The 25,292-nt window shown below is 42.4% G+C and carries 22 protein-coding genes and 2 pseudogenes; 7 read left to right on the top strand and 17 right to left on the bottom strand.

What is annotated here, in order from left to right; translation table 11 throughout:
- Window positions 1-78: 78 nt before the first annotated feature.
- The 6 genes from dgcA to thrS form a co-directional block, all read right to left on the bottom strand.
- On the bottom strand, window positions 79-2,145 hold the full coding sequence (gene dgcA / locus KDW99_RS07790) for a dimethylglycine demethylation protein DgcA (RefSeq protein WP_255828729.1): 2,067 nt from the start codon (window positions 2,143-2,145) through the stop codon (window positions 79-81).
- Window positions 2,146-2,241: 96 nt separating this feature from the next.
- Window positions 2,242-2,787 (bottom strand): DUF5943 domain-containing protein, encoded by a 546-nt coding sequence (locus KDW99_RS07785; protein WP_255828728.1) that lies wholly within the window; start codon window positions 2,785-2,787, stop codon window positions 2,242-2,244.
- A gap of 53 nt (window positions 2,788-2,840) precedes the next feature.
- Window positions 2,841-3,818 (bottom strand): dipeptidase, encoded by a 978-nt coding sequence (locus KDW99_RS07780; RefSeq protein WP_255828727.1) that lies wholly within the window; start codon window positions 3,816-3,818, stop codon window positions 2,841-2,843.
- 278 nt (window positions 3,819-4,096) lie between these two features.
- Window positions 4,097-4,792 carry a VC0807 family protein gene (locus KDW99_RS07775; RefSeq protein WP_255828726.1) on the bottom strand — a complete coding sequence of 232 codons (696 nt, stop codon included), beginning with the start codon at window positions 4,790-4,792 and terminating at the stop codon, window positions 4,097-4,099.
- Between the two features lie 509 nt (window positions 4,793-5,301).
- Window positions 5,302-5,466, bottom strand: coding sequence for a ribbon-helix-helix domain-containing protein (locus KDW99_RS07770; protein WP_255828725.1), 165 nt, complete (start codon window positions 5,464-5,466; stop codon window positions 5,302-5,304).
- 188 nt (window positions 5,467-5,654) lie between these two features.
- Entirely contained in the window at window positions 5,655-6,842 is a 1,188-nt protein-coding gene (gene thrS / locus KDW99_RS07765; protein ID WP_255828724.1) for a threonine--tRNA ligase, read from the bottom strand.
- 324 nt (window positions 6,843-7,166) lie between these two features.
- On the opposite strand from thrS, the gene KDW99_RS07760 reads away from it, so the two are divergent.
- Window positions 7,167-7,973, top strand: coding sequence for a M48 family metallopeptidase (locus tag KDW99_RS07760; RefSeq protein ID WP_370646886.1), 807 nt, complete (start codon window positions 7,167-7,169; stop codon window positions 7,971-7,973).
- A 409-nt stretch (window positions 7,974-8,382) separates the two neighbouring features.
- Window positions 8,383-11,274: a ligand-binding sensor domain-containing diguanylate cyclase gene (locus KDW99_RS07755; RefSeq protein WP_255828723.1), complete on the top strand. Its 2,892-nt coding sequence runs from the start codon at window positions 8,383-8,385 to the stop codon at window positions 11,272-11,274.
- Between the two features lie 81 nt (window positions 11,275-11,355).
- On the opposite strand, the gene KDW99_RS07750 is transcribed toward KDW99_RS07755, so the two are convergent.
- The gene (locus KDW99_RS07750; RefSeq protein ID WP_255828722.1) at window positions 11,356-12,207 is read right to left on the bottom strand and encodes a mechanosensitive ion channel family protein; all 852 of its coding nucleotides are present in this window, start codon (window positions 12,205-12,207) and stop codon (window positions 11,356-11,358) included.
- A gap of 414 nt (window positions 12,208-12,621) precedes the next feature.
- Between KDW99_RS07750 and KDW99_RS07745 the strand changes: the two genes are divergently transcribed.
- The gene (locus KDW99_RS07745; protein ID WP_255828721.1) at window positions 12,622-13,497 is read left to right on the top strand and encodes an MYG1 family protein; all 876 of its coding nucleotides are present in this window, start codon (window positions 12,622-12,624) and stop codon (window positions 13,495-13,497) included.
- Window positions 13,498-13,664: 167 nt separating this feature from the next.
- Here KDW99_RS07745 and KDW99_RS07740 read toward each other — a convergent pair whose 3' ends face one another.
- Entirely contained in the window at window positions 13,665-14,390 is a 726-nt protein-coding gene (locus KDW99_RS07740; RefSeq protein WP_255828720.1) for an SDR family oxidoreductase, read from the bottom strand.
- Between the two features lie 369 nt (window positions 14,391-14,759).
- On the opposite strand from KDW99_RS07740, the gene KDW99_RS20530 reads away from it, so the two are divergent.
- Window positions 14,760-15,410 (top strand): AraC family transcriptional regulator, encoded by a 651-nt coding sequence (locus KDW99_RS20530; protein ID WP_255828719.1) that lies wholly within the window; start codon window positions 14,760-14,762, stop codon window positions 15,408-15,410.
- Window positions 15,411-15,808: 398 nt separating this feature from the next.
- On the opposite strand, the pseudogene KDW99_RS07730 reads toward KDW99_RS20530, so the two are convergent.
- Together KDW99_RS07730 and KDW99_RS07725 are read right to left on the bottom strand one after the other, a co-directional pair.
- A pseudogene (locus tag KDW99_RS07730) lies at window positions 15,809-17,164 on the bottom strand (IS5 family transposase).
- 277 nt (window positions 17,165-17,441) lie between these two features.
- Window positions 17,442-18,953, bottom strand: a complete 1,512-nt coding sequence (locus tag KDW99_RS07725; RefSeq protein ID WP_255828718.1) for an OmpA family protein — start codon at window positions 18,951-18,953, stop codon at window positions 17,442-17,444.
- A 293-nt stretch (window positions 18,954-19,246) separates the two neighbouring features.
- Between KDW99_RS07725 and KDW99_RS07720 the strand changes: the two genes are divergently transcribed.
- A complete protein-coding gene (locus tag KDW99_RS07720; protein ID WP_370646898.1) occupies window positions 19,247-19,534 on the top strand; it encodes an MYG1 family protein in 288 nt (95 codons plus the stop codon).
- A complete protein-coding gene (locus KDW99_RS07715; protein WP_255828717.1) occupies window positions 19,476-19,616 on the top strand; it encodes an MYG1 family protein in 141 nt (46 codons plus the stop codon). The genes KDW99_RS07720 and KDW99_RS07715 overlap by 59 nt, the downstream gene beginning before the upstream one ends.
- Before the next feature lie 84 nt (window positions 19,617-19,700).
- Here KDW99_RS07715 and KDW99_RS07710 read toward each other — a convergent pair whose 3' ends face one another.
- From KDW99_RS07710 to KDW99_RS07690, 5 genes are all read right to left on the bottom strand, one after another.
- The gene (locus KDW99_RS07710; RefSeq protein WP_255828716.1) at window positions 19,701-20,435 is read right to left on the bottom strand and encodes a spermidine synthase; all 735 of its coding nucleotides are present in this window, start codon (window positions 20,433-20,435) and stop codon (window positions 19,701-19,703) included.
- A gap of 160 nt (window positions 20,436-20,595) precedes the next feature.
- Entirely contained in the window at window positions 20,596-21,000 is a 405-nt protein-coding gene (locus KDW99_RS07705; RefSeq protein WP_255828715.1) for a DUF1801 domain-containing protein, read from the bottom strand.
- 111 nt (window positions 21,001-21,111) lie between these two features.
- Window positions 21,112-21,264, bottom strand: a complete 153-nt coding sequence (locus KDW99_RS07700; RefSeq protein WP_255828714.1) for a hypothetical protein — start codon at window positions 21,262-21,264, stop codon at window positions 21,112-21,114.
- Between the two features lie 126 nt (window positions 21,265-21,390).
- Entirely contained in the window at window positions 21,391-21,996 is a 606-nt protein-coding gene (locus tag KDW99_RS07695) for a pyridoxamine 5'-phosphate oxidase family protein (RefSeq protein ID WP_255828713.1), read from the bottom strand.
- 229 nt (window positions 21,997-22,225) lie between these two features.
- Window positions 22,226-22,837: a glutathione S-transferase family protein gene (locus KDW99_RS07690; protein WP_255828712.1), complete on the bottom strand. Its 612-nt coding sequence runs from the start codon at window positions 22,835-22,837 to the stop codon at window positions 22,226-22,228.
- Window positions 22,838-22,968: 131 nt separating this feature from the next.
- Between KDW99_RS07690 and KDW99_RS07685 the strand changes: the two genes are divergently transcribed.
- Window positions 22,969-23,766 carry an MmyB family transcriptional regulator gene (locus tag KDW99_RS07685; protein WP_255828711.1) on the top strand — a complete coding sequence of 266 codons (798 nt, stop codon included), beginning with the start codon at window positions 22,969-22,971 and terminating at the stop codon, window positions 23,764-23,766.
- Between the two features lie 307 nt (window positions 23,767-24,073).
- On the opposite strand, the pseudogene KDW99_RS07680 reads toward KDW99_RS07685, so the two are convergent.
- Window positions 24,074-24,346, bottom strand: a pseudogene (locus KDW99_RS07680) (carboxypeptidase M32); the annotation flags it as partial.
- A gap of 129 nt (window positions 24,347-24,475) precedes the next feature.
- A complete protein-coding gene (locus tag KDW99_RS07675; protein ID WP_205114962.1) occupies window positions 24,476-25,210 on the bottom strand; it encodes an SDR family oxidoreductase in 735 nt (244 codons plus the stop codon).
- Between the last annotated feature and the right edge of the window lie 82 nt (window positions 25,211-25,292).

Genomic DNA, 25,292 nt, shown 5'->3' with positions numbered 1-25,292 from the left:
TAATTCGTATTTGTATTACCTAGACATGCATTTCAAGTTCATTTTTAACTTTGTTTTTACTAACTCAACTATCGCTTCTTATAGGTCTTTGCAAAGGCGAAGTGCATCATACATAGCAGCGTGAACATTACGCTGGGACACACAGTCTCCTAAACGCCACAAGATCATGCCTTCATCTGAACTACCGTCTAGTACAGGCTGCGGTTTGATATCAAATAAAGCTTCGTTATCAATTTGTCCTTTATTACGTGAGCTTTCTTTCAGCGCGTAATACAAGCCTTCATTTGGACGAATACCGTTTTCAATGACTACCTGATCAACGACACGCTCTTCTTTCTGTGCTGTATACTCATTTTCAAGCACTGCGACTAAGCTATTACCTTCACGATACACTTTATCTAGCAGCATATCGGATGTCATGATCACTTCTCGCTCGTACAAAGAACGATAGTAAGTTGGGAAAGTAGTACCACCCACCCCGACACCAGGTTTAATATCATCTGTGACCAATTCTACCAAAGAGCCTTTTGATGCAAGGTAATCCGCTGCAGACATACCAGAGAACTCACAAATAGTGTCGTATACCAAGACATTTTTACCTGGCTCAACAGCACCACTCAGAATATCCCAAGAAGAAACAACCAAGCCTTCTTCAGCGCCCCACTCTTCATTCTGATCGATAAATGGACGACCACCTGTTGCTAAAATACACACATCAGGATTCAATTCTTTAACCATTGCCTCATCCGCTGATGTATTCAAACGTACATCAACACCTAAGCGCTCTAATTCCATAACCAACCAACGAGTAATACCCGCAATTTGATCACGTTGAGGCGCTTTAGCAGCAAATACTAACTGCCCACCTAGCTCATCAGCTTTCTCAAGCAAGGTCACTTTATGGCCTCGTTCTGCTGCAACACGAGCCGCCTCTAATCCACCAGGACCACCACCTACAACTAGCACGTTACGAATAACGCCTGTGGTTTTCTCAATAATATGTGGCAAGCCCATGTATTCACGTGATGTTGCCGCATTCTGGATACACAAAACATCCAAACCTTGGTACTGACGATCGATACAATAGTTCGCGCCAACACATTGACGGATCTGATCAACCTGATCCATTTTGATTTTGGCAATGAAATGTGGATCGGCAATATGAGCACGAGTCATACCAACAAAGTCTACGTAACCCGCTTCGATAATACGCTTAGCTTGGTTCGGATCTTTGATATTTTGTGCGTGAATAACCGGCACTTTAACCACTTCTTTGATACCAGCTGCCAAGTACAAGAAAGGCTCAGGCGGGTAGCTCATGTTTGGAATAACGTTAGCTAAGGTATTGTGAGTATCACAACCAGAACCAACCACACCAAAGTAATCCACCATGCCAGTCGCATCGTAGTATTGAGCAATTTTTTTCATTTCTTCATGGCCCAAGCCATCAGGATGGAACTCATCACCCGTGATACGCATACCCACAACAAAATCTGGTCCTACTTCGGCACGAACAGCTTTTAGCACTTCCATACCAAACTTCATGCGCCCCTCAAACGTTCCGCCCCATTCGTCGGTACGTTTGTTTACGCGTGGAGACCAGAACTGGTCGATCATATGTTGATGAACAGCAGACAGTTCTACACCATCTAAGCCGCCATCTTTGGCACGACGTGCTGCTTGAGCAAAGTCACCAATGATGCGCCACATTTCTTCAACTTCAATGGTTTTACAGGTCGCACGGTGAACCGGCTCACGAATACCAGAAGGAGACATTAGGTTAGGCCAGTTTTCACCATCCCAACGAGAACGACGTCCCATGTGAGAAATCTGAATCATTATTTTCCCGCCGTGCTTATGAACTGCATCAGCAAGATTTTGAAAATGTGGAATAATTCGATCAGTGGACAAATTCACTGAACTCCACCAGCTTTGTGGGCTGTCTATAGAAACAACACTTGAACCACCACAAATACACAAGCCACAGCCACCTTTGGCTTTTTCTTCGTAATACTTCACATAGCGATCAGTTGTCATGCCGCCATCAGTGGCGTACACCTCAGCGTGTGCCGTACTGACAATACGATTGCGGATGGTTAATTTATTAATATTGAGGGGCTCGAACAACGCATCATACTGGGACATAACATCCTGCCTTCTTGGAAACGACGTTTAACTTTTACTGTGTTGGTTGCCACCTGCCCGTGGCAACCTCATACATTTAAGTTTTGATTAAAAGATCTAAAGTGGAGAAACTTGGAAATAACCTACATCACAACCTTCTTCGGCTGCGCTCTGGGTTTGAACTGCTTTAGTACGAGTGGCCAAACCTTTACTTTCTAAGATTTGATCCAACGCACCAGCAAACCAACCGGTAAACATGTAGTCTATTTTTCGGTTCACTTTTTTACCGTGAATTTTTTCGTAGTGGTAAACAAAAGCGGAGTTTTCTAAACGTACTTTTGCTGTACCTTTTTCAATGTCTAGCTCTTCTGTAATAAAGAAGCCCCAGCCACGTTGTGAAAGACGTTTTAAATAATGGTGCCAAATTTCTTCACCATAAATACCATGGCACTCAGATTCTTGTTCACACCAAAAGTAAGCAGACTTATAACCTGCTTTATAAAGAATCTCGGCATAACGCTCAGCACCGATTTCATCTTCAATACCCATGTGATTATTCACGAAGAAGTGACGAGGCACATACAACATAGGTAGTGCATCTGTCGTCCAAACACCGGTTTCATCATCAACAACAATTGGCATTTCTGGAGCATGTGTAGACATGTTTAATTCCTTAAATTCTTTTCGTTAAGATCAAATCCTGTAAAGCAGTCGCTTTACTCACCCCAAACTTCGTGTAAAAGATTTACCCAGTTTTCACCCATAATCTTCACTACTTGACGCTCGCTAAAGCCACTTTTCAATAAGGCTTCTGTCAAGTTCGGGAAATCACCCACAGTACGCATGCCTAGTGGATTAATGATTTCACCAAAGCGCGTTAAACGGCGGGCATAGCCTTTATCGTGTGTAAGGTATTCAAAGAAATCTTGTCCATGACCTTGAGTAAAGTCAGTACCAATACCGATCGCATCTTCACCAACGATGTTATAAATGTATTGAATTGCTTCTACATAATCATCAATCGTTGCGTTAATACCGGCTTTTAAGAAAGGAGCGAACATAGTCACACCAACAAAACCGCCGTTATCGGCAATAAACTTAAGCTCTTCGTCTGTACGATTACGAGGATGTTCTTTCAAACCCGATGGCAAGCAATGAGAGTATGCGACAGGTTTTTTCGATTCGATAATGACTTCTTTCGCCGTATTTGCTCCAACGTGAGACAAATCACACAACATACCGACACGGTTCATTTCCGCCACGATCTCGCGACCATAGCCTGACAAGCCACCGTCACGTTCGTAACAGCCTGTACCCACCAAGTTTTGTGTGTTGTAGCACATTTGCACAATACCAACGCCAAGGTCTTTAAATACTTGTACGTAACCAATTTGATCTTCAAACGCATGAGCATTTTGAAAGCCCATCATCACACCAGTTTTGCCTTCGGCTTTAGCACGGTGAATGTCTTTCGTCGTATAAACTTTTGTAAGCAAATCACTATTTGCTTCGATCAGCTGGTTCATTTCAACAATGTTGCGAACCGTCCCTTCAAAGTTTTCCCAAAATGACACAGTGCAATTTGCTGCGGTCAATTTACCCTTAGACATATCTTCGAATAACTCGCGATTCCACTTAGCACAAATCAAACCGTCAATAATAATGGACTTATCGTGTAGCTCTGCTGCGTTCATTGTTCTTCCTTACCTATCAAATTGGTAAAATATCAATGAACTCAGTGTAATTTTTCGGTACAGGGGGGAGGTGGCTGGAAACGACTAGAGGTAGACTAAAAGCGACTTTCTATCTTTTACTTCGTCGTAGAATGCGACAAGCTAACCGCCTTAGGCACTTAGCTAGTTATTCCTTCCTTTAATTCAGCGCAAGCTAATCGGATAACGTTTACCCGCCATAAAAAAGCACAGTACAGAATGGGCCATCCCCTTTCTCAAGGGAATGGCAGAGGATGGGGTTATTTCTTAACTATTAAATCTTCGAGTTTTAATCCAGTGGCTTTTTGGATGCTACGCCACAGGTAATAAAATATCGCCATTAGCATGATCATCGATGGAATGGCGATCATTGGGTAGCTGTATAAAGTCATTTGACCTAGTTCTTCATTAAACGCTTCCGTACCCGCTGGGCTGGTGACGATCCACTTCGCCAAGACATAATTCATCGTTGCAGAGAAGGCAAAAGAACATGCGATAAAGTATGTGGCTTTCATTAAGCGCTTTTCGAACATTGCGGTACTGTTGTTCTCTTCTAGCTTTTGCTTGATGGTATCGACATCCATGATCGCAGCATTGAAGAACATTGCTCGCACCAAGGGATAAGGCGTAAAGGTCGAGATCAAAACGGCAATACCAATGACAGCAGGAATCGCCGCTTCTTTAATTGCTAACCATTTATTGTCCAACTCAAACAAGCCAATACTGCCGGTTAGCAATACGCTCACCAAACCCAACAAAGCGATAAAGTTAAACTTGCGGTACTTAATTAACTCGTAAATCCCCCAACCTAGGGGAAACGCCAGCGCGGCAATCAAACCACCGGTCGTACCTAACTTATCTTCACCACTCAACTTCATTAAAATGACCGATGGCAAGATGACACTCACAATAAGGTCAATCATTGGACGTGGTTTGTGTTCGGGAGTGTTGCTCATAATGTCTGGTTCCAAGTTTAATTCAAATTCTAATGGCGACTATCATAAAGGAAAAATACGCTCGGTAGTGAATAGACAGTGATTTTTGAAAGAAGTGCCAGAGGTTTTGTGGATTTCATCCAGTACCTATCCACTCTTATCTTCCAAGAGAAAGATGCATCTTTGGGTAATCAAGTATATTTGTTTCTTCTCAATAGCTTTGAGCTGCAAGTCTATTCCGCCCTGCTGGGCGTGTAACTTTTGCCCAGATCCGCAAAAGTAACCAAAAGGTCTCTTTATCTGGCTTTCGCCCAAACGTCTCACTCATTTTATTTAATGACATGTTTAGCAAGACGATTTATACCGTAAGGCATAGATTGTTTTTGCTGTTTTAGGAAGGATATTTTTAACTGACTCTGAAACTCCATAAGGTCGCGCAACGCTGTTGCGTCGAACTGACTTCTTCGTAGCTAATCAATGGTGTAATGAGAACCTATTTTTGATTGGCCCCCCAACACTCCAAGTAACACCTAAAATTCGCCATCCATTTCTTTCATCAATTCATCATAGCTATACTCAACTTCACCACTATCGATGCCCTCTTGAATAAGACTTTGAAGTGTTTTCAGTTTCGTATCCTTGTCGGTATTTGGTTGCTTGCCATTGTCGGTGCTGGTTTTTGTGTTTTTATCCATTTGTATTTTTATCCATTTGTCTTTCTCTTGCGTTTACGCATGTTCATCATTTTTTAACAAAGTCTAAGCTTAGTATGTAACTACAACAAACACTGCGATATTCTTTCAACGTTTAACCAACCCAATAAGAAAAAGGCCGCCAATTGCTTGGCGGCCTATCTGGTTTCGCTGGTCATAATTTGCTCCTTTTATCTTAAATTTTGTTTGGCTTTAAGGAAGGAAATCAGTTCTTCCTTGTTGATCATTTCAATGTGTTTGCCTCTGCGGATTGTGAGTTTTCCCGCTTGGGCTTCTTGCTCTCCTATTATGATAATGTTGGGGATTTTCAGTTCGAAACTGCGTTTAATTTTACGCCCAACCGAGTGATCACCAAATTCACATGAGACATTGATGCCTTGTTGCTCTAGCTCTGCTCTTAGCTGATTGGCGTAATCTAAAACAGAATCGTTAACTGAAACTAATGCCACGGGTTGCGGGTGAATCCATTCAGGTAGTACACCTTGTGAGACTTCGAGCAATATACCAATCCAGCGTTCAATCGAGCCATAAACAGCTTGATGTAGAATAATAGGTTGCTCCGCTTTGCCCTGTTCATTGTCGAACTCTAATTCGAAACGATCTGGTAAGTTGAAGTCCAGTTGTATTGTTCCACATTGCCAAATTCGTCCCACGGCATCTTGTAATGCCAGCTCAATTTTTGGCCCGTAAAACGCGCCCTCTCCAACTTGAATGTCGAAGGGAACATTTTCTGCCTGACAGGCTTCTTTAAGTATGTCTTCCGCACGTCGCCACGATGCATCGTCACCTAATGCTTTCTCTGGTTGAGTAGAAATTTTGACTTCTAGCGCCTGATAGCCGTAGTCGTTATAAATTTGTTTTGCCCGTTGAAGAAACTGGCCAACTTCCTGCTTCACCTGTGACCAAGCACAAAAAACATGAGCATCATCTTGAGTAAACTGACGAAGCCTTAGACAACCATTTAATGAACCGGATGATTCGTTACGATGCACTAGACCAAATTCAAATAGCTTCAGTGGTAAGTCTCGATAGCTGTGTACGCCGCGTTTATACATCAATATATGAGCAGGACAAGACATAGGTTTTAAAGCGTATTCTTGCTCGCCATTTTGCTCGCTACCAAAGAACATATCTTGAGCGTACATATCCATATGACCAGATATGTGCCATAGCTCTTTTTTCATTAACTGAGGTGTACGCACTTCTTTAAAGCCATATTGACGATAACAGCGTCGCATGTGCTCTTGTATATTTTGAAACAAATGCCAGCCATTGGGATGCCAAAATAGCATTCCTGGGGCTTGTTGCTCTGAATGGAATAAATCGAGTTGTTCCGCAAGTTCGCGATGAGTTTTCATACCTTTCTCCTAACGAAAGATTTTTAGTGAAATACTCTGAGCGAACAACAAGGTATAGACATAAAAAAGCCCTCTGGCGATTCGCTCAGAGGGCTTTTTTATCAAATAGCAGCTACCCTCCAAACAACCTTGCGGTCGTGGTGGTAGAGGCGCTGTATTGAAAAAAACTTAATAAAGGATTCATGGGAATATTTTTATCATTTAAATCTCGTTCTTACAATGACTAGGTTTGGAAAAGCCCCCATTTGCTTCTTGTGAAAGCCCTTCTCTATAATGGCGGTCAAGCTCAACAGTCTAGGCAGTTTTTTTAAAGGCGGTTTTATCATGGTGTTTATGAAGGTTTCTTTTAAAGCAGTTCTGGCGGCGACGTTGGTTGTAATGGTGGGTTGTAGCTCTTCACCGACGGGCCGTAAACAGTTTGCGGTGTTGCCTGATAGCCAGATGAATGAAATGGGTGTTCAGTCTTTTACGGAAATGAAGAAAGAAACACCAGCATCATCAGATGCAAAGTTGCGTGAGCAAGTACAATGTGTGGCGGACTCATTGATTGCAGTGTTACCAGATAAATACCGCAAGCAAGACTGGGAAGTGGTGTTGTTTAACGATGATCAGGTCAATGCGTTTGCTCTGCCAGGTTACAAAGTAGGCGTTTATACTGGTTTATTAAAAGTGGCAGAAAATCAATCTCAGTTGGCCGCGGTGGTTGGTCATGAGTTAGCCCATGTAATCGCAAGGCACGGCAATGAACGAGTCTCAACTCAGTTAGCGACCAGCCAAGCCTTAGCGCTGGGTTACCAATTAAGCGGTGAAGAGTCACCAGAAAAAATCGCGATATTCCAAGCACTGGGTCTTGGAGCACAAATCGGTATTATTTTGCCTTTTAGCCGATCCCATGAGTCTGAGGCCGATTTGCTTGGTTTAGAATACATGGCAAAAGCAGGCTTTGACCCTCGCGAAAGCGTTCAGTTGTGGCGCAATATGAGTGCTGGCGGAGAAAGCAAAACGCCTGAGTTGCTATCTACCCATCCCTCAAATGCTAACCGCATTAAAAACTTACAAGCTAATTTACCTCAAAATATGCCAATTTATGAATCCTTGATTCAACAAAACAAAGGCGCTAAATGTTACTAATTCTTTAATCCGAATAGTAAAGATGGGTGATCATTAAAACTCGTCTTTACTGTTATTTATTAAAAGATAACTACAATATTTTCCCTTTATTGCAAGCACTACCCATAAGCAGAATTTATAGCTCCCTCTAAAATACCAAAAACAACACAAAACACAGTCGATAATTAGACTTAACCCCTTAGTTTTAAGGCATTATCGTCTCTCAGTAACATTTGGAAACATTTCAGTAAAACGCTTTATGATAGTATCCAGCCAATTTACTAAAGTTTGTTATTACCCATTATGAACATTCATTTCATAGTAAAACTAGCAAAGTAAAACTATGAATGCGCCCCCTATTAAAAAATATATTTCAATAATGGGCACAAGCAAACTTGATGTTACTAATTTTTATAAGTATGAGGGAAAAATGACGCTTATCCATTCGTCAAAAGTGATAATGGGAATTCTGATGATCTGCGCGGTTCATTTAGCTCATGCTAACTCTTCTATTCCACTTTCTGATTATTTCAAAGATGTTTGGTCAACCCACGAAGGACTTCCGCACAATAGTATCAATGCCATAGCGCAAACATCCGACGGTTATTTATGGTTTGCAACTTGGGAAGGCGTTGCACGCTATAACGGCCGTGATTTTCGTTTTTATGAACGCTCAAAAGAAAAAGGTATTCTTGATTCCGGAACTCGTGCCTTGGTTTCTGATACCAATAATGGCTTGTGGGTTGCTGGCGTCAAAGGCGGAATTACCTATCGAAAAGACAATACTTGGCAGCCACATTTTGCCGCTCCGAGTATGATCAACCATTTAATAAAAGACCGCTCAGGTGACCTTTGGGTAGCCGTTGAAGGCTTGGGAGTATTTCATCGAGCCAAGCCGAGTACTGAAAATGCTGTGAGCGAGGAAGCTTGGATATTACAAAACATTAGTGCTAATAAATTATTGGAAGACAGTAAAGGCCGAATTTGGGCAGCCACAAACAAAGGTTTATTTCAGGTAAATGGGCAAAGTAAATTAGAAGTGTTAGCGCAATATAATTTACCAACCCTACACGTTTATTCCATGCTGGAAACACATAATGGTCAACTATTAGTGGCCACAGAAAGAGGTGCCTACTTCATTAGCGATAAAAGCGCCACGCTATTGCACCCAAGTCTAGCTGGAGAAGCTATTACTACTTTAGTGGAAGACGATGAAAACAACCTCTGGTTAGGTACGATAAAAAACGGCTTAATCAGACTAACGAATAATCATTTAGAAAGGCTCAATACGCGATCTGGCTTACCAAATAATCGTGTCCTATCAATCTTGCAGGATTTTGAAGGCAGCATTTGGATTGGTACTAATAACGGCTTGATGCGTTTACGTAAAGCGCCTTTTAGCACTTGGACCAAGAAACATAGACTCATAGGCGATTATGTCCGTAGCGTTATCGACATTGATGATAAGTCCGTTTTGGTGGGTTCAAGTGAAGGACTGAGTATTATCAGTAATAATATAGCCCGGAATGCCTTACCTAATAACAGCAACCCTATTTCAGTTCTTAGTTTTGCCAAGCGCCGCGACGGCGGAATTTGGGTTGGCACCTATCTCAATGGTCTCATGCTTTGGAAAGACCACGGGCTATTACCTCAGTTGGATCATAAAAATGGCTTACCCAGTGATGAAGTCAGATCTATTTTAGAAGACTCTCAGGGGAATCTATGGATCGGCACTACCAATGGACTGATTAAACAAGACGCTTCCGGACAACAACAAGTACTTACTCGATATAATGGCTTGCCTGACAATTATATTATGGCATTGGCGGAAGATGACCGTGGCCAGATCTGGGTTGGAACGGGCGTTGGTGTGGCTAAATTGACCAAAAATGGCTTTAAAAGTGTGCCAATTCATACTCTCGAGGACGCTGAATATGCGTTTGGCTTCTGGGTGGAAAAAGGCTACGTCTGGATTGCCACAGATCGCGGATTAATACGTTATAACCAACAAAATGAACAACTAGGTTTGGTAGGACGACGCTCGGGGTTGCCTATCGATAAATTATTCCAAGTCATTTACGACGGTACAAACGGTCTCTGGCTTACTAGTAATCGCGGCATTTGGAGAATCGATTACTATGCAGCACATGCCGTCGCTGAAGGAAGACAAAAAGAGATATCTTTTGAGCATTTCTCTGAAAGCGATGGGCTAGCCAGCGCACAAGCAAATGGAGGATCTAACCCTGCGGCTGTGGCGATGGAAAATGGCAAACTATGGTTTGCCACAGCTAAGGGCGTTGCCATGATAGATAGCTCAAGTGTATCGCAAAAAAATACCACTCGTTTACCCATCGCCATAGAATCCATAACAGCTGATGGCGTCGAGCTAACGGCCAATCAAGAAAACATCTTACCTGCGGGCACAAATCGGGTGTCATTTAACTATGCAGGCTTAGGATATATTCTGTCGTCCCGCATTGAATATCGAACAAAGTTAGCTGGTTTTGAAGAAAAATGGGCTTCTAGAGGCAAGAACACGATTGCCGAATACACCAATTTAGCACCAGGTAAATACCAGTTTTTTGTCAGTGCGCGTTACCCTTACAGTGATTGGAATAATGCAGATGAGGTATATGAATTCACCATTTCACCTCATTTTTGGCAGCGTTTAGAAGTACAAATAGGCTTAGTAATTTTGGTTTTAATACTGTTGGCTAGTGGCATAAAATGGCGCTTACACCGACTACAACAAAGCGAGCTAAAACTAAAAGCGCTGGTTGAGAAACAAACTTATGCTTTGCGCCAACAATCAGAAGACTTTCAACGCCAGGCCAATGAAGACCAATTAACAGGATTACCGAATCGTCGAGCTTTTGATCAATGGCTGAGCGAGAAATTCATTCGAGCAAAGTCAAAAGATATCACACTTGCCTTGATTATTATGGACATCGATCACTTCAAAAGAATAAATGACCATTACTCTCACTTGATCGGAGACAAAGCGATAAAAGCACTCGCCGAGCAACTAAAGCGTCTTGCTGATGATCAAAAAGTACACGCTGCTCGTTGGGGCGGTGAAGAATTTACGCTGATGGTCAAAGGCATGAGCTACGACGATGTGGCAGCTTATTGTGAAAATCTACGTCAGTGTATTGAAACCTACGACTATAGTGGTATAGCGGCTGATCTCACAATGACAGTCAGCATGGGCGTAGCATTTTCACATCAGGTAGAAAACTATTCAGACTTGCTTCGACTGGCAGACCAGGCGCTATATCGCGCCAAAGACAAAGGCCGCAATCGAGTGGAGATTTGGCAATAAGCCAACACAAAACATAGCTACCCAAAAAACACTTTTTTTGGGTAGCTAACATTACAAACTACAACCCTTATGAAATCACGATCACTTGGTCTCTTTCAACGCACGAGCGCCCTGCTCACTAACCACATGCAAGGTTCGCTGAGGGAACGGAATCGTCAAGCCAGCGGCTTCTATCGACTCTTTTACTCGCTTGTTTAAATCCCAGTACGTCGGCCAATAATCATCATTATTTGCCCAAGCTCTAAGCTGAATATTCACCGAGCTGTCCAACATGGAAACCACCATTGTCTGAGGAACAGGCTCCGCCAAGAGTCGCGACTCAGTTTCGATAATTTTTTGCAACACAGACAAACCGACATCAATCGAATCCGAATAAGATATACCGACAACAATATCCATTCGTCTCTTACCATTGCGCGTGAAGTTCTTAATATTGTTCCCCCACAAGACACTATTTGGAGAAGCAATGTATAAACCATCAACGGTTTCAAAAACGCAGGTGAATAAATTAATTTCTTTCACCACGCCTTGTGTCGAGCCGAATTCAATAAAATCGCCAGCTTTGAAAGGTCGTAATATAAGCAACATAATCCCGGCAGCAATATTGCTTAATGTATCCTTCAGAGCTAAACCGATAGCCAAACCAGCCGCACCAACCAAAGCAATAAGACTGGCAGTATTAACCCCAAAGATATCTAAAATAAACACACCACCAATCACATAAACCGCATAACTGACAACGGTTGAAAATATCGGCGTCAGAGTGGCATCCAGCTTATGCAGCTTAGAGTTTGTATTTAGTATTGCCTTGCGAACTGCTTTTGCAATAACTGAACTGGCGATAAATATAACAATGGCCAATACAATTCGATAACCCAGCGTAATAATAGTACTGGAATGATTTTGCCAAAATTGAGCGAATAACTCTTCCATAAAAATCTCTTCTACGTGTAATACTTAACCAATGATATTTGACAATACCTAGAACGGTCAGGGGCTTCCATGTTTAAGCCCGTTAACAAAATCTGGCCGCTAAAAATTACATTAGAAGGCCTAAATCAGTTACCTCAAACATAACGGAAAGGCCGATACAGTAAGGTTTGTAGGGATCATAGTCCTATTTATATTGCTAAACAATACATACACAACAACCAAAACAACACCTAGACTCTCTTTTCCCTTTCCCTACAAATTCAGTGTTTCAAACGGTTATTAAGGTTTTCCCCAAGCCTGTCTTCGATGCTGTTACAATCAACGGTGTTACCCTCTACCAAAAACCAGTAAAATCCCGACCTTTAGTACCTGTGTGCTGTTAAGTGACATGATATCCATAAAAGAGACTGTAGAATGACCGAACAAGTTCAAGTAATCGCGACGCACAATGGCAACTTTCACGCAGACGACGTATTTGCCGTAGCGGCGCTTAAACACCTTTTTCCGTCTGCAAAAATAATACGCACACGTAACCTAGACGTCATGGCCGAAGCCGACATAGTGCTTGACGTAGGTGGTATTTACGACGCAGAACAAGGCCGTTTTGACCACCACCAAAAAGGCGGTGCAGGCGCACGAGAAAACGGTATTCCATTCTCATCTTTTGGTTTAATTTGGCAAAAGTACGGTCTAGAAATATGCGCAGGTGACAAAGAAGTTACGAATTCATTAGATAAAAATCTTGTCTCCACCATCGACGCCATCGATTGTGGACACGTAGAAGGCGTGCAAACAGGTATTAGCCTCAGTCAAACCATTTCCATGTTTAACCCGACTTGGCAAGAAGAAGGCGATTTCGACGCCTGTTTTGATGAAGCCGTTACCTTTGCATCACGCATCTTGACTCGCTTTATAGCAGCAGCTAGCGGTGGCGTAAACGCAAAAACCATCGTCGCCAACGCCATTGAAAAAGCCGAAGACCCAAGAGTCATCGTGTTAGAAAAATACACACCTTGGAAAACCACCGTACTTAGATTATCGCAAGACGCTCTTTTCATGGTTTACCCATCGCAAACAGGGCAATGGCGCATACAAACCGTCCCTGTTGAGCTTGGTTCCTTTGAAGACCGCAAAAAACTTCCTGCGCCATGGGCCGGATTGTCCGACAAAGAACTACAAGACGTCACTGGGTTAGACGACGCCATGTTCTGTCATAACGGCTTATTTATCGCTGGCTGCGCGTCATTTGAAAACACCATGAAAATGGCTAAAATGGCGTTAGAATATTAGAGATTTGACATAAAAAGCCCCCCCGATATTGGTTGTCCAACTATTGGGGGTCACTTCAATATGGTTTTCATTTCGGTCGTTTGTTATCTTGTGAAAATTGGGGCTGATAAAAAAACAATCTATTTTTAGTCAATCCTACAGAACCTAGGCCAAATGCTTATCAACCTCTAAGCTTGTGCTGTTGGACGAACAACAATATCACCCACGTCAACATCGTCTGGTTGATCAATGGCAGTCGCTCTCGCAATAGCATCAGGCGACATTCCCATCGTATCCATAGCGGCTTTGACTTTTTCTTGCGTAGCATGATCTGTCATGGAATCCGCAAACTGTGTTTTTACAAAACCAGGGGAAACACCAGTTACTCTCAAGTTTGCTCCCGCTTCTATGCGCAATGCTTCGTTAATGGTTCTAACCGTATTTTTTGTCCCTGCATACACCCCTTGACCAGCAACAATCCGCAGCCCCGCTGTAGAAATGACACTGACAAAATGCCCGGTTTCTTGTTTTCTAAAAACTGGCAAGGCCGCCGCAACACCATAAAGATAACCTTTAAGGTTTATGTCTATCATCGCCTCCCAATCTTCGACCAGCAGTTTATCCATCGAAGAAATTGGCCCCCCTGCATTAGCAATTAACACATCCAGTCGGCCAAACGTCGAACAGGCCAAATTAACCAAACTCTCCATATCCTCTTTCTTACTCACGTCGGTCACCATGTAAGTCACTTCTGGAAAATAAGCAGAAATTTCACTAACCAGTGCTTTAAGGGGCTCTTCTCTTCTTGCTCTCAACACCAACTTTGCACCTTGCTTTGCCAACATAATTGCGGTTGCCCTACCAATACCACTGCTCGCTCCAGTAATAACAACGACTTTATTTGCAATGCTCATCAAATAGCTCCTAGATATGCTTTATGGAAGTCATTGACTATATTGGTAAACAAGAAATACCATATAACGTATAAATCCATTTATTCTTCTAAATCGTCCAAACCATGCTTGATATACTGACAGACATTTTTCAGTTGTGGATTTGAAGTCCACTCGTTGTACTCGACTTGAAGCCTTTGGTGACTGGTCTTTCCGGCTCCCCAAAGAGACATTATAAAATTAGTAACTGTTTTATCTGGGGGCTGTTGGATGGTTCAGGTTGATGAATCACCGGTTTGGATGTCGGCTGGCGACACTTTTTTACTTTGCCACTCTCCATCCTAAACACTTACAAGTGACCGAAAACTTACTCCGCTGGAGTCGGCAAGTGTGTTTGATTGGAAGCATAACAATATTGGACATTACAATGGCTGTGAGACAGTATTGCTTGCCGCCGACTTCGAACTGGATATTGAGAATGCGAGTCTCTTAATTGATGCTTTACCCGATTTTTTTCTCGTTGCCACGAGTAACCCTACCGCACAAAACTTGAAAAATACGATTGAGACTCTTGATCAAGAACTGCAAACACCTGAGTTTGGTTTTGATTTAATCCGCCAACATTTGGCTGAAATATTGCTTATACAATTTCTGAGGGCTTATTCATTGCTTAATAGACAAAATGATAACCCCGTTAATTGGCTGGGAGCATTAGGGGATTCAAAGATAGCGGCGGCATTGCATTTAATGCACAACCAAATAGACCATAAATGTACAGTAGACAGTCTTGTTCAAGCAATAGGCATGTCTCGGTCAGCATTTTCAGCACACTTTAAAACATGTGTTGGAATCCCACAACTTCAATATTTACGTAGGTGGCGTATGCAAATTGCTCGTAAAAAACTTATTGCGGGAAAGAGAGTTGCAGAGGTTGCAGAATCAGTAGGTTACGCATCCGAAAGCGCATTTGGTTATGCTTTTAAAAAGGTATTTAACCAGTCACCAACAGGAAAAATAAAAATGGCAGATCCCCATCATTGAGACAAAAGAAAGGGAACAACGCTGCTCCCAAACACGATGAAACGATAATTACCGCTGCATTAAAGGCAGCACGCTCCACTCATTCCATATGAGCTAATTATTACAAAGTGCACACAAAACGCGCCTGTCGACTAGGCTCCTGTGAAAACTGAAAGACGACACCGGTTTGGACGATGCCATGTTCAGTCAAAATGGATTGTATATCACAGGCTGCGCCTCTTTTGAAAACACAAAAAAAATAGCAGAGATGGCGTTAGATTATTAGAGATTTGATATAAAAAAGACCAATGTATTTTTCATGACATCAGTATTTTTAAACTAGATGAATTCTAAGTATCAGGTTTATGAACCTTAGCCTTTCAATATAAGTTATTTAGTCGCCCCTGAATAATGGCGTTTCAAGCAAGAAACGCCATGCTATTTTTGGGTCTTTCCAGTATAAAAGTTATTTTCAGCCATAATCGCCTTAAAAAGGCTCCAAAATATGGGGCGCAATAAAGCCACTTCAGTAGCTTACGTAAGTTCTGGCCACAGGCACTTAAGATCACGTTGATCGCATCGCCTAGTACACCTTTTAAAAAGCATCGTCTGAGTTTTCCATCCGATTTGAGATGCCCTATGATGGGCTCTACGCTGTTTCGTCTTCCCATCCATGGCTTCTCTTTCTTGGGTACACCACGTTTTTGACCTGCAACCAAGACTTTAATATCTTCCACGCCCGACCCTTTATATCCTCGGTCAACAAAACAGGTTTCCGGTTTTTTTCCTGTCAGGGTTTCAACTTGCTGAAGTTGATCTTTCAACGTATGTCCATCATACGGATTACCAGGATAGCTTCTTGCACCCACGATGAAGGACTCTTTTGCTGTCACGGTTATGCTTGCTTTCACGCCAAATTCGTAGCGTTTATGCGCTTTGCCTTTGGATATGCAGTCCACATTAGGTTCATGCAAGCTATACAGTTTGTTTTTGCTCTGGTGAGTTTGTTTTAGTAATCGATAGGCTTGGTTAAGTGTGTCTTCCTGTTTTTGGGTGAGTGTTAACCCCTGTCGTTTTACTTGTCTATCAATATCTCGCAACACTCTCCCTAAAAAGCCTTTGACTTGCTTAATCGCTTTTCTCATCCGCTTATATTGTTTGGCATGCCCATAGCGTCCAATTTTTGGCATTAGCTCATGACAGGCTTTGTCGTAGGTTTGTCTTAACGTGATGTTTTGTTCTTTGGCTACCTGAGTGAGCTGCTGTCGAGCCTTGTTGTAGAGCTTGGCATCGGTTGGGAAGGTGATGTTTTTTTCTTGTACCGTGGTGTCTACCACGACTCGTTTTAGGCTCGCTGGTTTGATGACTTTTAGTTTCAATCCTGCTTGTATCGTCTGGGTAAGCAGCCATTCACAGCCTTCTTCTCCTAACCGTTTTCGCCATTTAACAAGACTGGTTGGATGGCACGGGAAGTCGTGCTGGAAAAAGGTTTCGCCGCAAAAATATTGATAATAAGGCGATTCAAGCCATTGCTCTAGCACCAGCTCATCAGACAAATTATGCAAGTGCTGCAAATACAGCAATCCCGCCATAAGACGTGTTGGCAACGCGGCTGCACCAACCGTTGAGAAGTGTGCCCCCAATTCGTTATCCAACAGGTTCCAATCAATGATCTTAGCCAGTCAAACTAAAGGATGATTGGGGTTAATGATGTCTACGAGCTGAGGTTGGAACAAATCTTTTTGCGGGACGATCTTTGTCTGACGAGGTTTCATAAAACTCACCCATTCTGCAACTTTTTAGGTCTAAAGGCGTATTTATCGTAAGATTTAGGTATTAACTACCTTATAAAAACACATTAGATTCAATAGGTTGAGAGTTTTTCAGGGGCGACTATTTAAACTATTCACTTCTGATACGATACTTTAGCGCCCTCCTGAAGAAATGATTGTATGCTACTTTCTGATTCTCTTTTAATCGCAATAGTCATTAATCAAATCAATAAAACATCCATATTAGCGTAATTTAGCTAATATGGATGTATATATATGATCATTTAGAATCAGATAATATTTCAACTAACTCAACTCGTCGATTCAGCTCTCGGCCTAATTCGTTTTTGTTAGTTGCTGCAGGAGAATAAGGACCAACTCCTTGAGCTATTAACCTTGTTTTAGAGATGCCATAATCAGCAATTAACGCTTTAACAACTGCATCGGCTCGGCGTTTAGATAGGTCTAAATTATACTCAGCTGAACCTTTATCATCTGTGTGGCCAACCACGTACAAACTCAATGCCTTATTTTTCTCCAGAACTTGCGCAATAACATCCAGCGATTGCTTAGATTCAGGTTTTATGACCGCTTTATCATAGTCAAATAGCACACCATAGATTGAGGCTTTACCTTTTTGCTCCAATTGCTCTAACACTTTATCGCTATTTGTCTCTATCAATCCAGTTAATAATGGCTCTGTACGCATTACGACAAGCTGAATACGAGAGTCACCTTGATAGTTTCCTATAAAAAAAGCTACATAAGTAGTCTGCCCTTCAACAGTACTTTTCATAACTTGGTATCGAGGCTGACGCCAGTAATTATAAGCTTGTTGTACTGCCAGTTTATCACCTAATTTCTGAATATCCTCTCTGATTCTGTTATTGCGAGTATTATTACTGCATGAATCCCTTTGACAAGAGAATACTGTTTCAAATCCTTCTTTTACTAAAGCACTTAGATAATTATTATAAATTTTTAGCGTCGACACCCTATTTACTACATAAGTAATTTGGGTTAAATCCCCGGTAACGTCAAGCGTTGGAATCGTCTTCGTTTTTGTATCAACAATACCAACAGGAATGCTAAATTCTTCATAATCAACCTGCTTGTAATCTTCAATATAACTGCCAGGATAGCGACTAATCAACGGATGATCTGACGACCCCCCTTTATCTTTTCGTGGAGGTTTTGTTACTTTGATATCGTTGTTTTTTTTAAATGCATCAAAGTCAGCAGTGACTAGTCCTGTTTCAATGTCTTTGATATCCACTGTAGTTAGTAAAATTCTTGAGCTATTTTTATATTGTCCGACAAATAATGAAATTGCGGCTTCAAGCTGTTCACTTCCTTTTGTAGCGAAAATATAGTGCGGTTGTCGGAACTGATTGCTTGCTTCAAAATAACTCGATTTCTTAGCTATTAATCGACTTCCATCATATGAATCTCCTGAATAGCAATCACTTAAAGAGCATGTATAAATCACCTTAAAACCGGCATCACTTAACGCACTTTCATAATTTTTTGTTACTTTTAACGAAGCAACATTTTTTATCGTATAAGAGTAATGAGCTGTATCTCCAATGAATTTTTTATACTCAAATTGTTGCGACTTTTCTGCAGTAGGATCAAACTTTGTTAAAAGGCGAGTCTCTTCACCCGCTAAAGTAACTGATTTCTGAAGTTCTGCATTGGGATAAGGTGACAGTAGAGGCTCTGCATACACATCAAATGTAAATATCAGGTAGGTTATACAAGATATAAGTATCTTTATTACTTTGTTACTCATTGAAATTCCTTTTATTAACTAAGCCTGTAGGTTAATTCGATTAAAATCATCAATTCGGTATAGAGAAGACTATGAGGTAAGCACTTCTCAACTTTCTGAAATTTAATTAATTTCAAAAAGACTTCACACTGACTAATGGGAAAATATTGTACTAAGGAACATACGATCAAGTCGAGCCAACACTCTAACTCCCTTATAAATCACAGCAGACAACTCACAACATGTTTTGAGCATAGTTCGTTTCTAAATATTATCGCTGAACCATTAGAAGGTTGGACTCAGCTATCGCCTAACTGACTATTGACCGCAGAAAAAATGCGCAAACTTGGCTTAGACAGAAAGATCAAAGCCAATTTTTATTAAAACAATACACACCGTGGAAAACCACCGTACTTAGACTATCACAAGATGCATTGTTTATGGTTTACCCTTCGCAAACAGGGCAATGGCGCATACAAACCGTCCCTGTTGAGCTTAGTTCCTTTGAAGACCGCAAAAAACTTCCTGCGCCATGGGGCCGGATTGTCCGACAAAGAACTACAAGACGTCACTGGGTTAGACGACGCCATGTTCTGTCATAACGGCTTATTTATCGCTGGCTGCGCATCATTTGAAAACACCATGAAAATGGCTGAAATGGCTGAAATGGCGTTAGAATACTAAAGTTTCATTATGAAAAAGGCCGATGTTATTTTCATAACATCGGCCTTTTTTATCTGCTAAAACCTTAGAGTCAACTGAAAACCATTAGGCTTTTCGAATCGGACGTTCGCACACGTAAACAGAGTTGGTAGCGAAGCCACCCTGAAAAGGGTTTTCAAACTTCACTAAGTGAGATTCCACTGTTTCAAACACAGTCGCCAATAAAGCGATAAAATCGTCTTCCGGTGGATTCTGTGACCACATCGCAAAGACGCCTCCATCAACTAACTGCTGCGCCATTAAAGACAAGTTCGCCGTGCTATAAAACCCAGCATTAGAAGGGTTCAGATATTCGGTTGGCGAATGGTCAATGTCTAACAAAATCGCATCAAACTTCTTACCCGCATGCTGCGGATCAAAACCGGTATCAGGCGCTGTAGCCAAGTCAAAAAAGCTGCCTAATACATAACGATTACGAGCGTCAGCGTTTAACACTTTCCCCAATGGCACCATTTCTTGTTGATGCCAATGAATCACCGTCTCTAACGCATCCACCACCAATAGCTCGGCAATACGCTCATCTGCCAATGCTGCAACCGCAGTATAACCCAGACCCAAACCACCCACGACGACGTTAAGCTGCTCGCCTTGCACCTTCGCCAAGCCCAGTGTAGACAAAGCCTCTTCCGCTGCGACAAACATACTCGACATCAAAAACTCATCGCCGAGTTTTACTTCATAAATATCACGATCGCCCAAGGCTGGAATGCGGCGTTTACGAAGGGAAATCTCACCCAATGGTGATTCTTGGCTGTCCAGCTCTTCAAACAGAAGTGACATATATGATCCTAAACCGGTAAATGAGCCGCTAGTATACGCATAAAAACTTTTGAGGCAGATGAAAATGGTTATAGTTTTTGAAAAAGCGCATTAAACATAGCGTCTAATATGTGGAAAATGGCTGTAAGTGAGATAAGAAGTCACTTGTTATGTGAAGCTTTCACGCCCCGAGAAGTGGCAAATGTTTACGTTGGTGATAGGTTAAAGCCAGCTCTAAACAGTGCTTAATAGTGGCTTCTGGTAGAGGCGAAAATAACGATAACACTATGGCTCTATTGCCTTGAAACTCAAGCACGTCACCATACAACTCTCTAAAGGTATCAACCAACTTAGTTTGGCAATGAAAGAACAAATAATAATGGTCCGGTGAGTTTGACTTCCAGTCCATTCTCAGCGGGCTGCCGATTTTGACGCTATAACTTGGCTCTCCCCATTTGAGAGACTCTTGAACATCGCCCAACTCCAGCTCAGCAGCAATTCGAAAAACAAGGCTTCGCAATTCTTCAAGGCGAATACGAGCATTTTCTGGATATTCATCGAAGCGGATTTGGACAGCCTTGTTCATTAGATTCCCTTAGTTAGCATTATTAGCATCGACCTTACTGGCTGCTTTGGATTTAGATGAAAAACCACCCTATTCTTCATCTGATCCTAACCATCAAACCCGAGCGTATTTCTAGCCCTTGTTCATACTGCCTTTATTTGATCTTTCATTTCGCTTCTGTTTCTTACGATTATTTTTCTCAGTAACAATTTTGATGGCTTCATCCTTGGTTAAATGGGGATGCTTAGCGATCAACTCTTCCACTTTGGTATCAAATGCGGTCATTTATAAATCTCTTGTATTGAAGTATGAATTAGGCCGCTATTTTAGCTCAGGAAGGATATAGAAGATAATAATTCTTAGCAGTGGCTGATGTGTATTTTAGGCAGTAATTCTCGCCACACTGAAAAATCATAAATCTCGTTTGTATCGAGCAATCATATCTTCTTGTGCTTCGGGATCATCCTTTATGGATAGCTGATCATTAATCATCGTCCCCATAGTAGGAAAATCCACCCTATCTATTTGCGTCTTTAAAGACCAAAGTTCAGAACGCATTAACGCTTTAGCGCAATGCAAAAACACTTCTTTGATGGTGATCTCAATACAGGTTTTGGGTGGGTTTCTGTCGTCAGAAAACAAGCTTAAATATTCTGGCGAGGTTGAAATACGAGCAAGCCCGTTAATTCGAAGCGTTTCATCAACACCAGGAATCAAAAACAAACACCCGATTTGACCCGTTTCAATGATATTAACAAGGCTATCAAGCCGATTGTTCCCTTTCCCATCGGGCAAAATAATGCAGTTGTCATTGATGATTTTCACGAAACCCGGATTTCCTCCACGAGGAGAACAATCAACAGAACCGGATCTAGCGTAGGTAGAAATTGTCACAAACGGAGAATGCGCGAGAAAGTTACTGGAGTGACGCTCTAAGGAAGTTAATTGCTTATCTTTAGCGCGCCCTTTTGGATAACCATAGAGTTCTCTAAGCTGCTCTTCGGATTCAAGATACATAAAACCTCCTTATACTTAGCGCTTAACTTCCGGAAAGAAATCAGAGTATAACGAAAAAATGGTTCTATTCTTACTCAGTATTTTTTGCAGCGTTGTTTGGCGGTAGTGTGTTTCTTTGGTTTAATTTTATTCTGGACTTGATTATCAAATTTAGGGGCAGATAAAAATACCAAATATCTTAATTTTTCATCTGACCCTAATATCCTCTCTTATCCTCTCTTATCCTCTCTTAGTATTCTGCGCTCGGCCGTTGGCGAAACTTCTTGTACCAGACGTCAAGGCGCGGATGAGCGGAGCCGAAGGGTTGGTCGAACTTTTCCCGGCATGTTTGAAAAATTGAAAATACAGTGCAATCCGCGATCGTAGGCTTATCTCCTGCTAGGAACTCGTTATCTCCGATCGTCGCCTCCAGAACATCTAGTATTTCGGTGACGTACCCAAAGAGCTTGGTAGCAACGTCCAGTGATGGCGATAGCTCCTTGGCAGGAAAGGATGGGGTAACGTTCCACAGCCAAAGCTGAGAGCGGACCACTAGATCAGTACCCAAGCGCTCAAGCGATCGTATTTTCGCTCGAGAAATGGCATCCGTCCCCATCATTGGCGTGTCGGGATACAACTCCTCCAGATACTCGACAATGGCGGCCGAGTCTGTGATCGGCACCCCCTCATCTGTAACGAGTGTCGGGGCTCGTCCGCTGGGATTGATTTCGAGGTATTCGTGCGACCTGTGCTCTCCTCCTGTGTAATCAAGTTCGTATCGCGGAATGTCGATTCCTTTTTCGTTCAGGTAGATGATAACGCGTCGCGGGTTCGTCCCTTTTTGAAACTGGTAGAGTAACATGGCATTCAACCTTTCTATTTTGGTATTTTGGTATTTTGTTCACTAGTCATGCTCCAGATGTTACGCACAATTTATTATGTTACAATGGGGCTTTTATACTATTACTAAAGTGATGGTTTGCGAGGTGAAAAGTGGAGTCTGATCGTTTAACCCGCGTGCCGGCCAGACAGGCGCTGTCGGACTTCATCCGCCAATGTCGCGAGCGCACTTCTCCAGAATCGCTGGGCTTGCCGCAGGGGCGCCGCCGTCGAACCAGAGGCCTCCGTCGTGAGGAAGTCTCTGCGTTGGCTGGTGTCGGCTTGACGTGGTACACCTGGTTCGAGCAGGGGCGGGACATAGCGGTATCGGATGATTTCCTCCATCGATTGGCTCGAGGACTGCGGCTCGACCGAGCCGAAAGGGAGCACCTTTTTGCACTGGCTGGCCGTGAGACATTTGCGGATGGAACTGAAAGTGCCGAGCTTCCACAGTCACTCGTAAGGATGATCAATGCTCTCGATCAAGTTGCCTACATAATGAACAGCTCTTGGGATGTTCTGGCCTATAACGAGGCGGCCAGTATCCTGTTTGAAGACTTCGCATTGCCGCGACCGAATATGCTCCGCATCGTCTTCTTTTCTGACCACTACCGGCAGAAGATTCAAGATTGGCAGTTCGCCGCGAGGCTTGTCCTGCTCAAGGCACGCCATGACTATCTGACAGGCGGTAAGAGCTCGATTCTAGAGTCTGTCCTCAACGAGGTTCTCCAAACTATTCCAGAAGCTATGGAATGGTGGGATGATTCCGAAGTCCTCCGGGTCGGGGACATGGACATCACGCTTCGCGATACACAGGGCAGGTGGCGAAGCTATCGCCTTAATATCCTCTTCTCCGAAGACAGGCCCGGGCTTCGCATAGCCTTTTACGATGAGCAAGTAGCAGCTGAATGAACAGCCTTGAGGCTCAATCACAAAGCCATGAATTGCAGCTATCGGCCAAAAGCGGTCTTTAAGGTATTACTGATATAGCGCTTTAACACCTGGAATACCAGGCAATTTGAAGCGCAGCGGAAAATTGCTCCGAATGTTTGCGCTTATTAAGGATGACTTAAATAAGGCCACTCACGTTGATCTGCTTTGTATTTTCCCGCGTATTGAGGCCTGTACCATAGCGCTAAGGATGTAAAAATGACTGATGACTATCTAAAAAATTCTGGAGCACTGAATTTAGTGAATTTAGGGTCAGATGAAAATAAAGCTATTTTTCATCTGACCCTAATATCCACAAGTACCGCCCTTCTAGGTGTTTTCTAAAATGCGCGGCATTCAGTGTTTCACCTGTCGCCCTCTTCACTAATTCATCCGTGGTATGAAGTGAGGCTTGTGACCAGATGTTGTCGCTTAGCCATTGGAAGATTGGGCTTAGGTCGCCACTTTGAATAGCGGCGTCGAAGTCGACGTTTAGTGTCATGGTGGCTTTTTATTGGGCGGCGTACATAGCACCTAATATGTAGCTTGGAAAATAGCCGAAAGCACCATCTCTCTCGTGCTAAAAGTAACTTACAGGATTAACGCAATGACACTCGGTATTTGTAACCTATATCTAGCCTACTAATATTTAGTAAACCCCAAAGAGTCTAGGTCAAATGCTTATTAACTTCTAAGCTTGCGCTGTTGGACGAACAACAATATCACCCACATCAACATCATCTGGTTGATCGATAGCAAAGATAATTGCTCTAGCAATAGCATCAGGCGATATACCCATTATATCCATAGCAGCTTTGACTTTCTCTTTCATGACTGGATCTGTCATTGAATCCGTAAACTGTGTTTTCACGAACCCAGGTGAAACACCAGTCACTCTCAAGTTTGCACCTGCCTCTATGCGCAACGCTTCATTAATCGTTCGAACAGCATTTTTTGTTCCAGCATACACTGCTTGGCCAGCCACAACCCTAAGCCCTGATGTAGAAATAATACTGACAAAATGACCTGTTTCTTGTTTTCTAAAAATAGGTAAGGCGGCCGCTATTCCATAAAGGTAGCCTTTAAGATTGATATCTATCATCGCTTCCCAATCCTCAACTCGCAATTCATCTATCGGAGATATTGGACCAATACCTGCGTTAGCAATTAACACATCAAGCCGACCAAACCTCGAACAGGCCAAATTAACCAAGCACTGCATATCCTTTCTATTCCTCACATCGGTTAACACATAAGTCACATCTGAAGAGTAAGCGGAAATTTCATTAACCAGTTCCTTAAGAGGCGCTTCTCTTCTTGCTCCTAATACCAACTTAGCACCTTGTTTCGCCAGCATAATGGCGGTTGCTCTACCGATACCACTGCTTGCCCCAGTAATAACTACAACTTTATTTTCAATGCTCATTAGATAGCCTCTCAACATATTTTACGGAAGTGATTGACTATATAGACAGATAGAAAATACTATATAGTTTATAAATCCATTT

The sequence above is a fragment of the Marinomonas rhizomae genome, assembly GCF_024397855.1.
Lineage (GTDB): Bacteria > Pseudomonadota > Gammaproteobacteria > Pseudomonadales > Marinomonadaceae > Marinomonas > Marinomonas rhizomae_A.
Note: the sequence above shows the minus strand (reverse complement) of the source record. Positions and strands in the feature narration are given on the sequence as shown.

Coding starts and splice junctions, on each gene's coding strand:
- KDW99_RS07755 (WP_255828723.1), top strand. CDS start 8,383: ATGACGCTTATCCATTCGTCAAAAGTGATAATGGGAATTCTGATGATC.
- KDW99_RS07745 (WP_255828721.1), top strand. CDS start 12,622: ATGACCGAACAAGTTCAAGTAATCGCGACGCACAATGGCAACTTTCAC.
- KDW99_RS07740 (WP_255828720.1), bottom strand. CDS start 14,390: ATGAGCATTGCAAATAAAGTCGTTGTTATTACTGGAGCGAGCAGTGGT.
- KDW99_RS07770 (WP_255828725.1), bottom strand. CDS start 5,466: ATGGATAAAAACACAAAAACCAGCACCGACAATGGCAAGCAACCAAAT.
- KDW99_RS07675 (WP_205114962.1), bottom strand. CDS start 25,210: ATGAGCATTGAAAATAAAGTTGTAGTTATTACTGGGGCAAGCAGTGGT.
- thrS (WP_255828724.1), bottom strand. CDS start 6,842: ATGAAAACTCATCGCGAACTTGCGGAACAACTCGATTTATTCCATTCA.
- KDW99_RS07785 (WP_255828728.1), bottom strand. CDS start 2,787: ATGTCTACACATGCTCCAGAAATGCCAATTGTTGTTGATGATGAAACC.
- KDW99_RS07695 (WP_255828713.1), bottom strand. CDS start 21,996: ATGTATCTTGAATCCGAAGAGCAGCTTAGAGAACTCTATGGTTATCCA.
- KDW99_RS07780 (WP_255828727.1), bottom strand. CDS start 3,818: ATGAACGCAGCAGAGCTACACGATAAGTCCATTATTATTGACGGTTTG.
- KDW99_RS07705 (WP_255828715.1), bottom strand. CDS start 21,000: ATGAACAAGGCTGTCCAAATCCGCTTCGATGAATATCCAGAAAATGCT.
- KDW99_RS07725 (WP_255828718.1), bottom strand. CDS start 18,953: ATGAGTAACAAAGTAATAAAGATACTTATATCTTGTATAACCTACCTG.
- KDW99_RS07760 (WP_370646886.1), top strand. CDS start 7,167: ATGGTGTTTATGAAGGTTTCTTTTAAAGCAGTTCTGGCGGCGACGTTG.
- KDW99_RS07710 (WP_255828716.1), bottom strand. CDS start 20,435: ATGTCACTTCTGTTTGAAGAGCTGGACAGCCAAGAATCACCATTGGGT.
- KDW99_RS07690 (WP_255828712.1), bottom strand. CDS start 22,837: ATGTTACTCTACCAGTTTCAAAAAGGGACGAACCCGCGACGCGTTATC.
- dgcA (WP_255828729.1), bottom strand. CDS start 2,145: ATGTCCCAGTATGATGCGTTGTTCGAGCCCCTCAATATTAATAAATTA.
- KDW99_RS07700 (WP_255828714.1), bottom strand. CDS start 21,264: ATGACCGCATTTGATACCAAAGTGGAAGAGTTGATCGCTAAGCATCCC.
- KDW99_RS07775 (WP_255828726.1), bottom strand. CDS start 4,792: ATGAGCAACACTCCCGAACACAAACCACGTCCAATGATTGACCTTATT.
- KDW99_RS07750 (WP_255828722.1), bottom strand. CDS start 12,207: ATGGAAGAGTTATTCGCTCAATTTTGGCAAAATCATTCCAGTACTATT.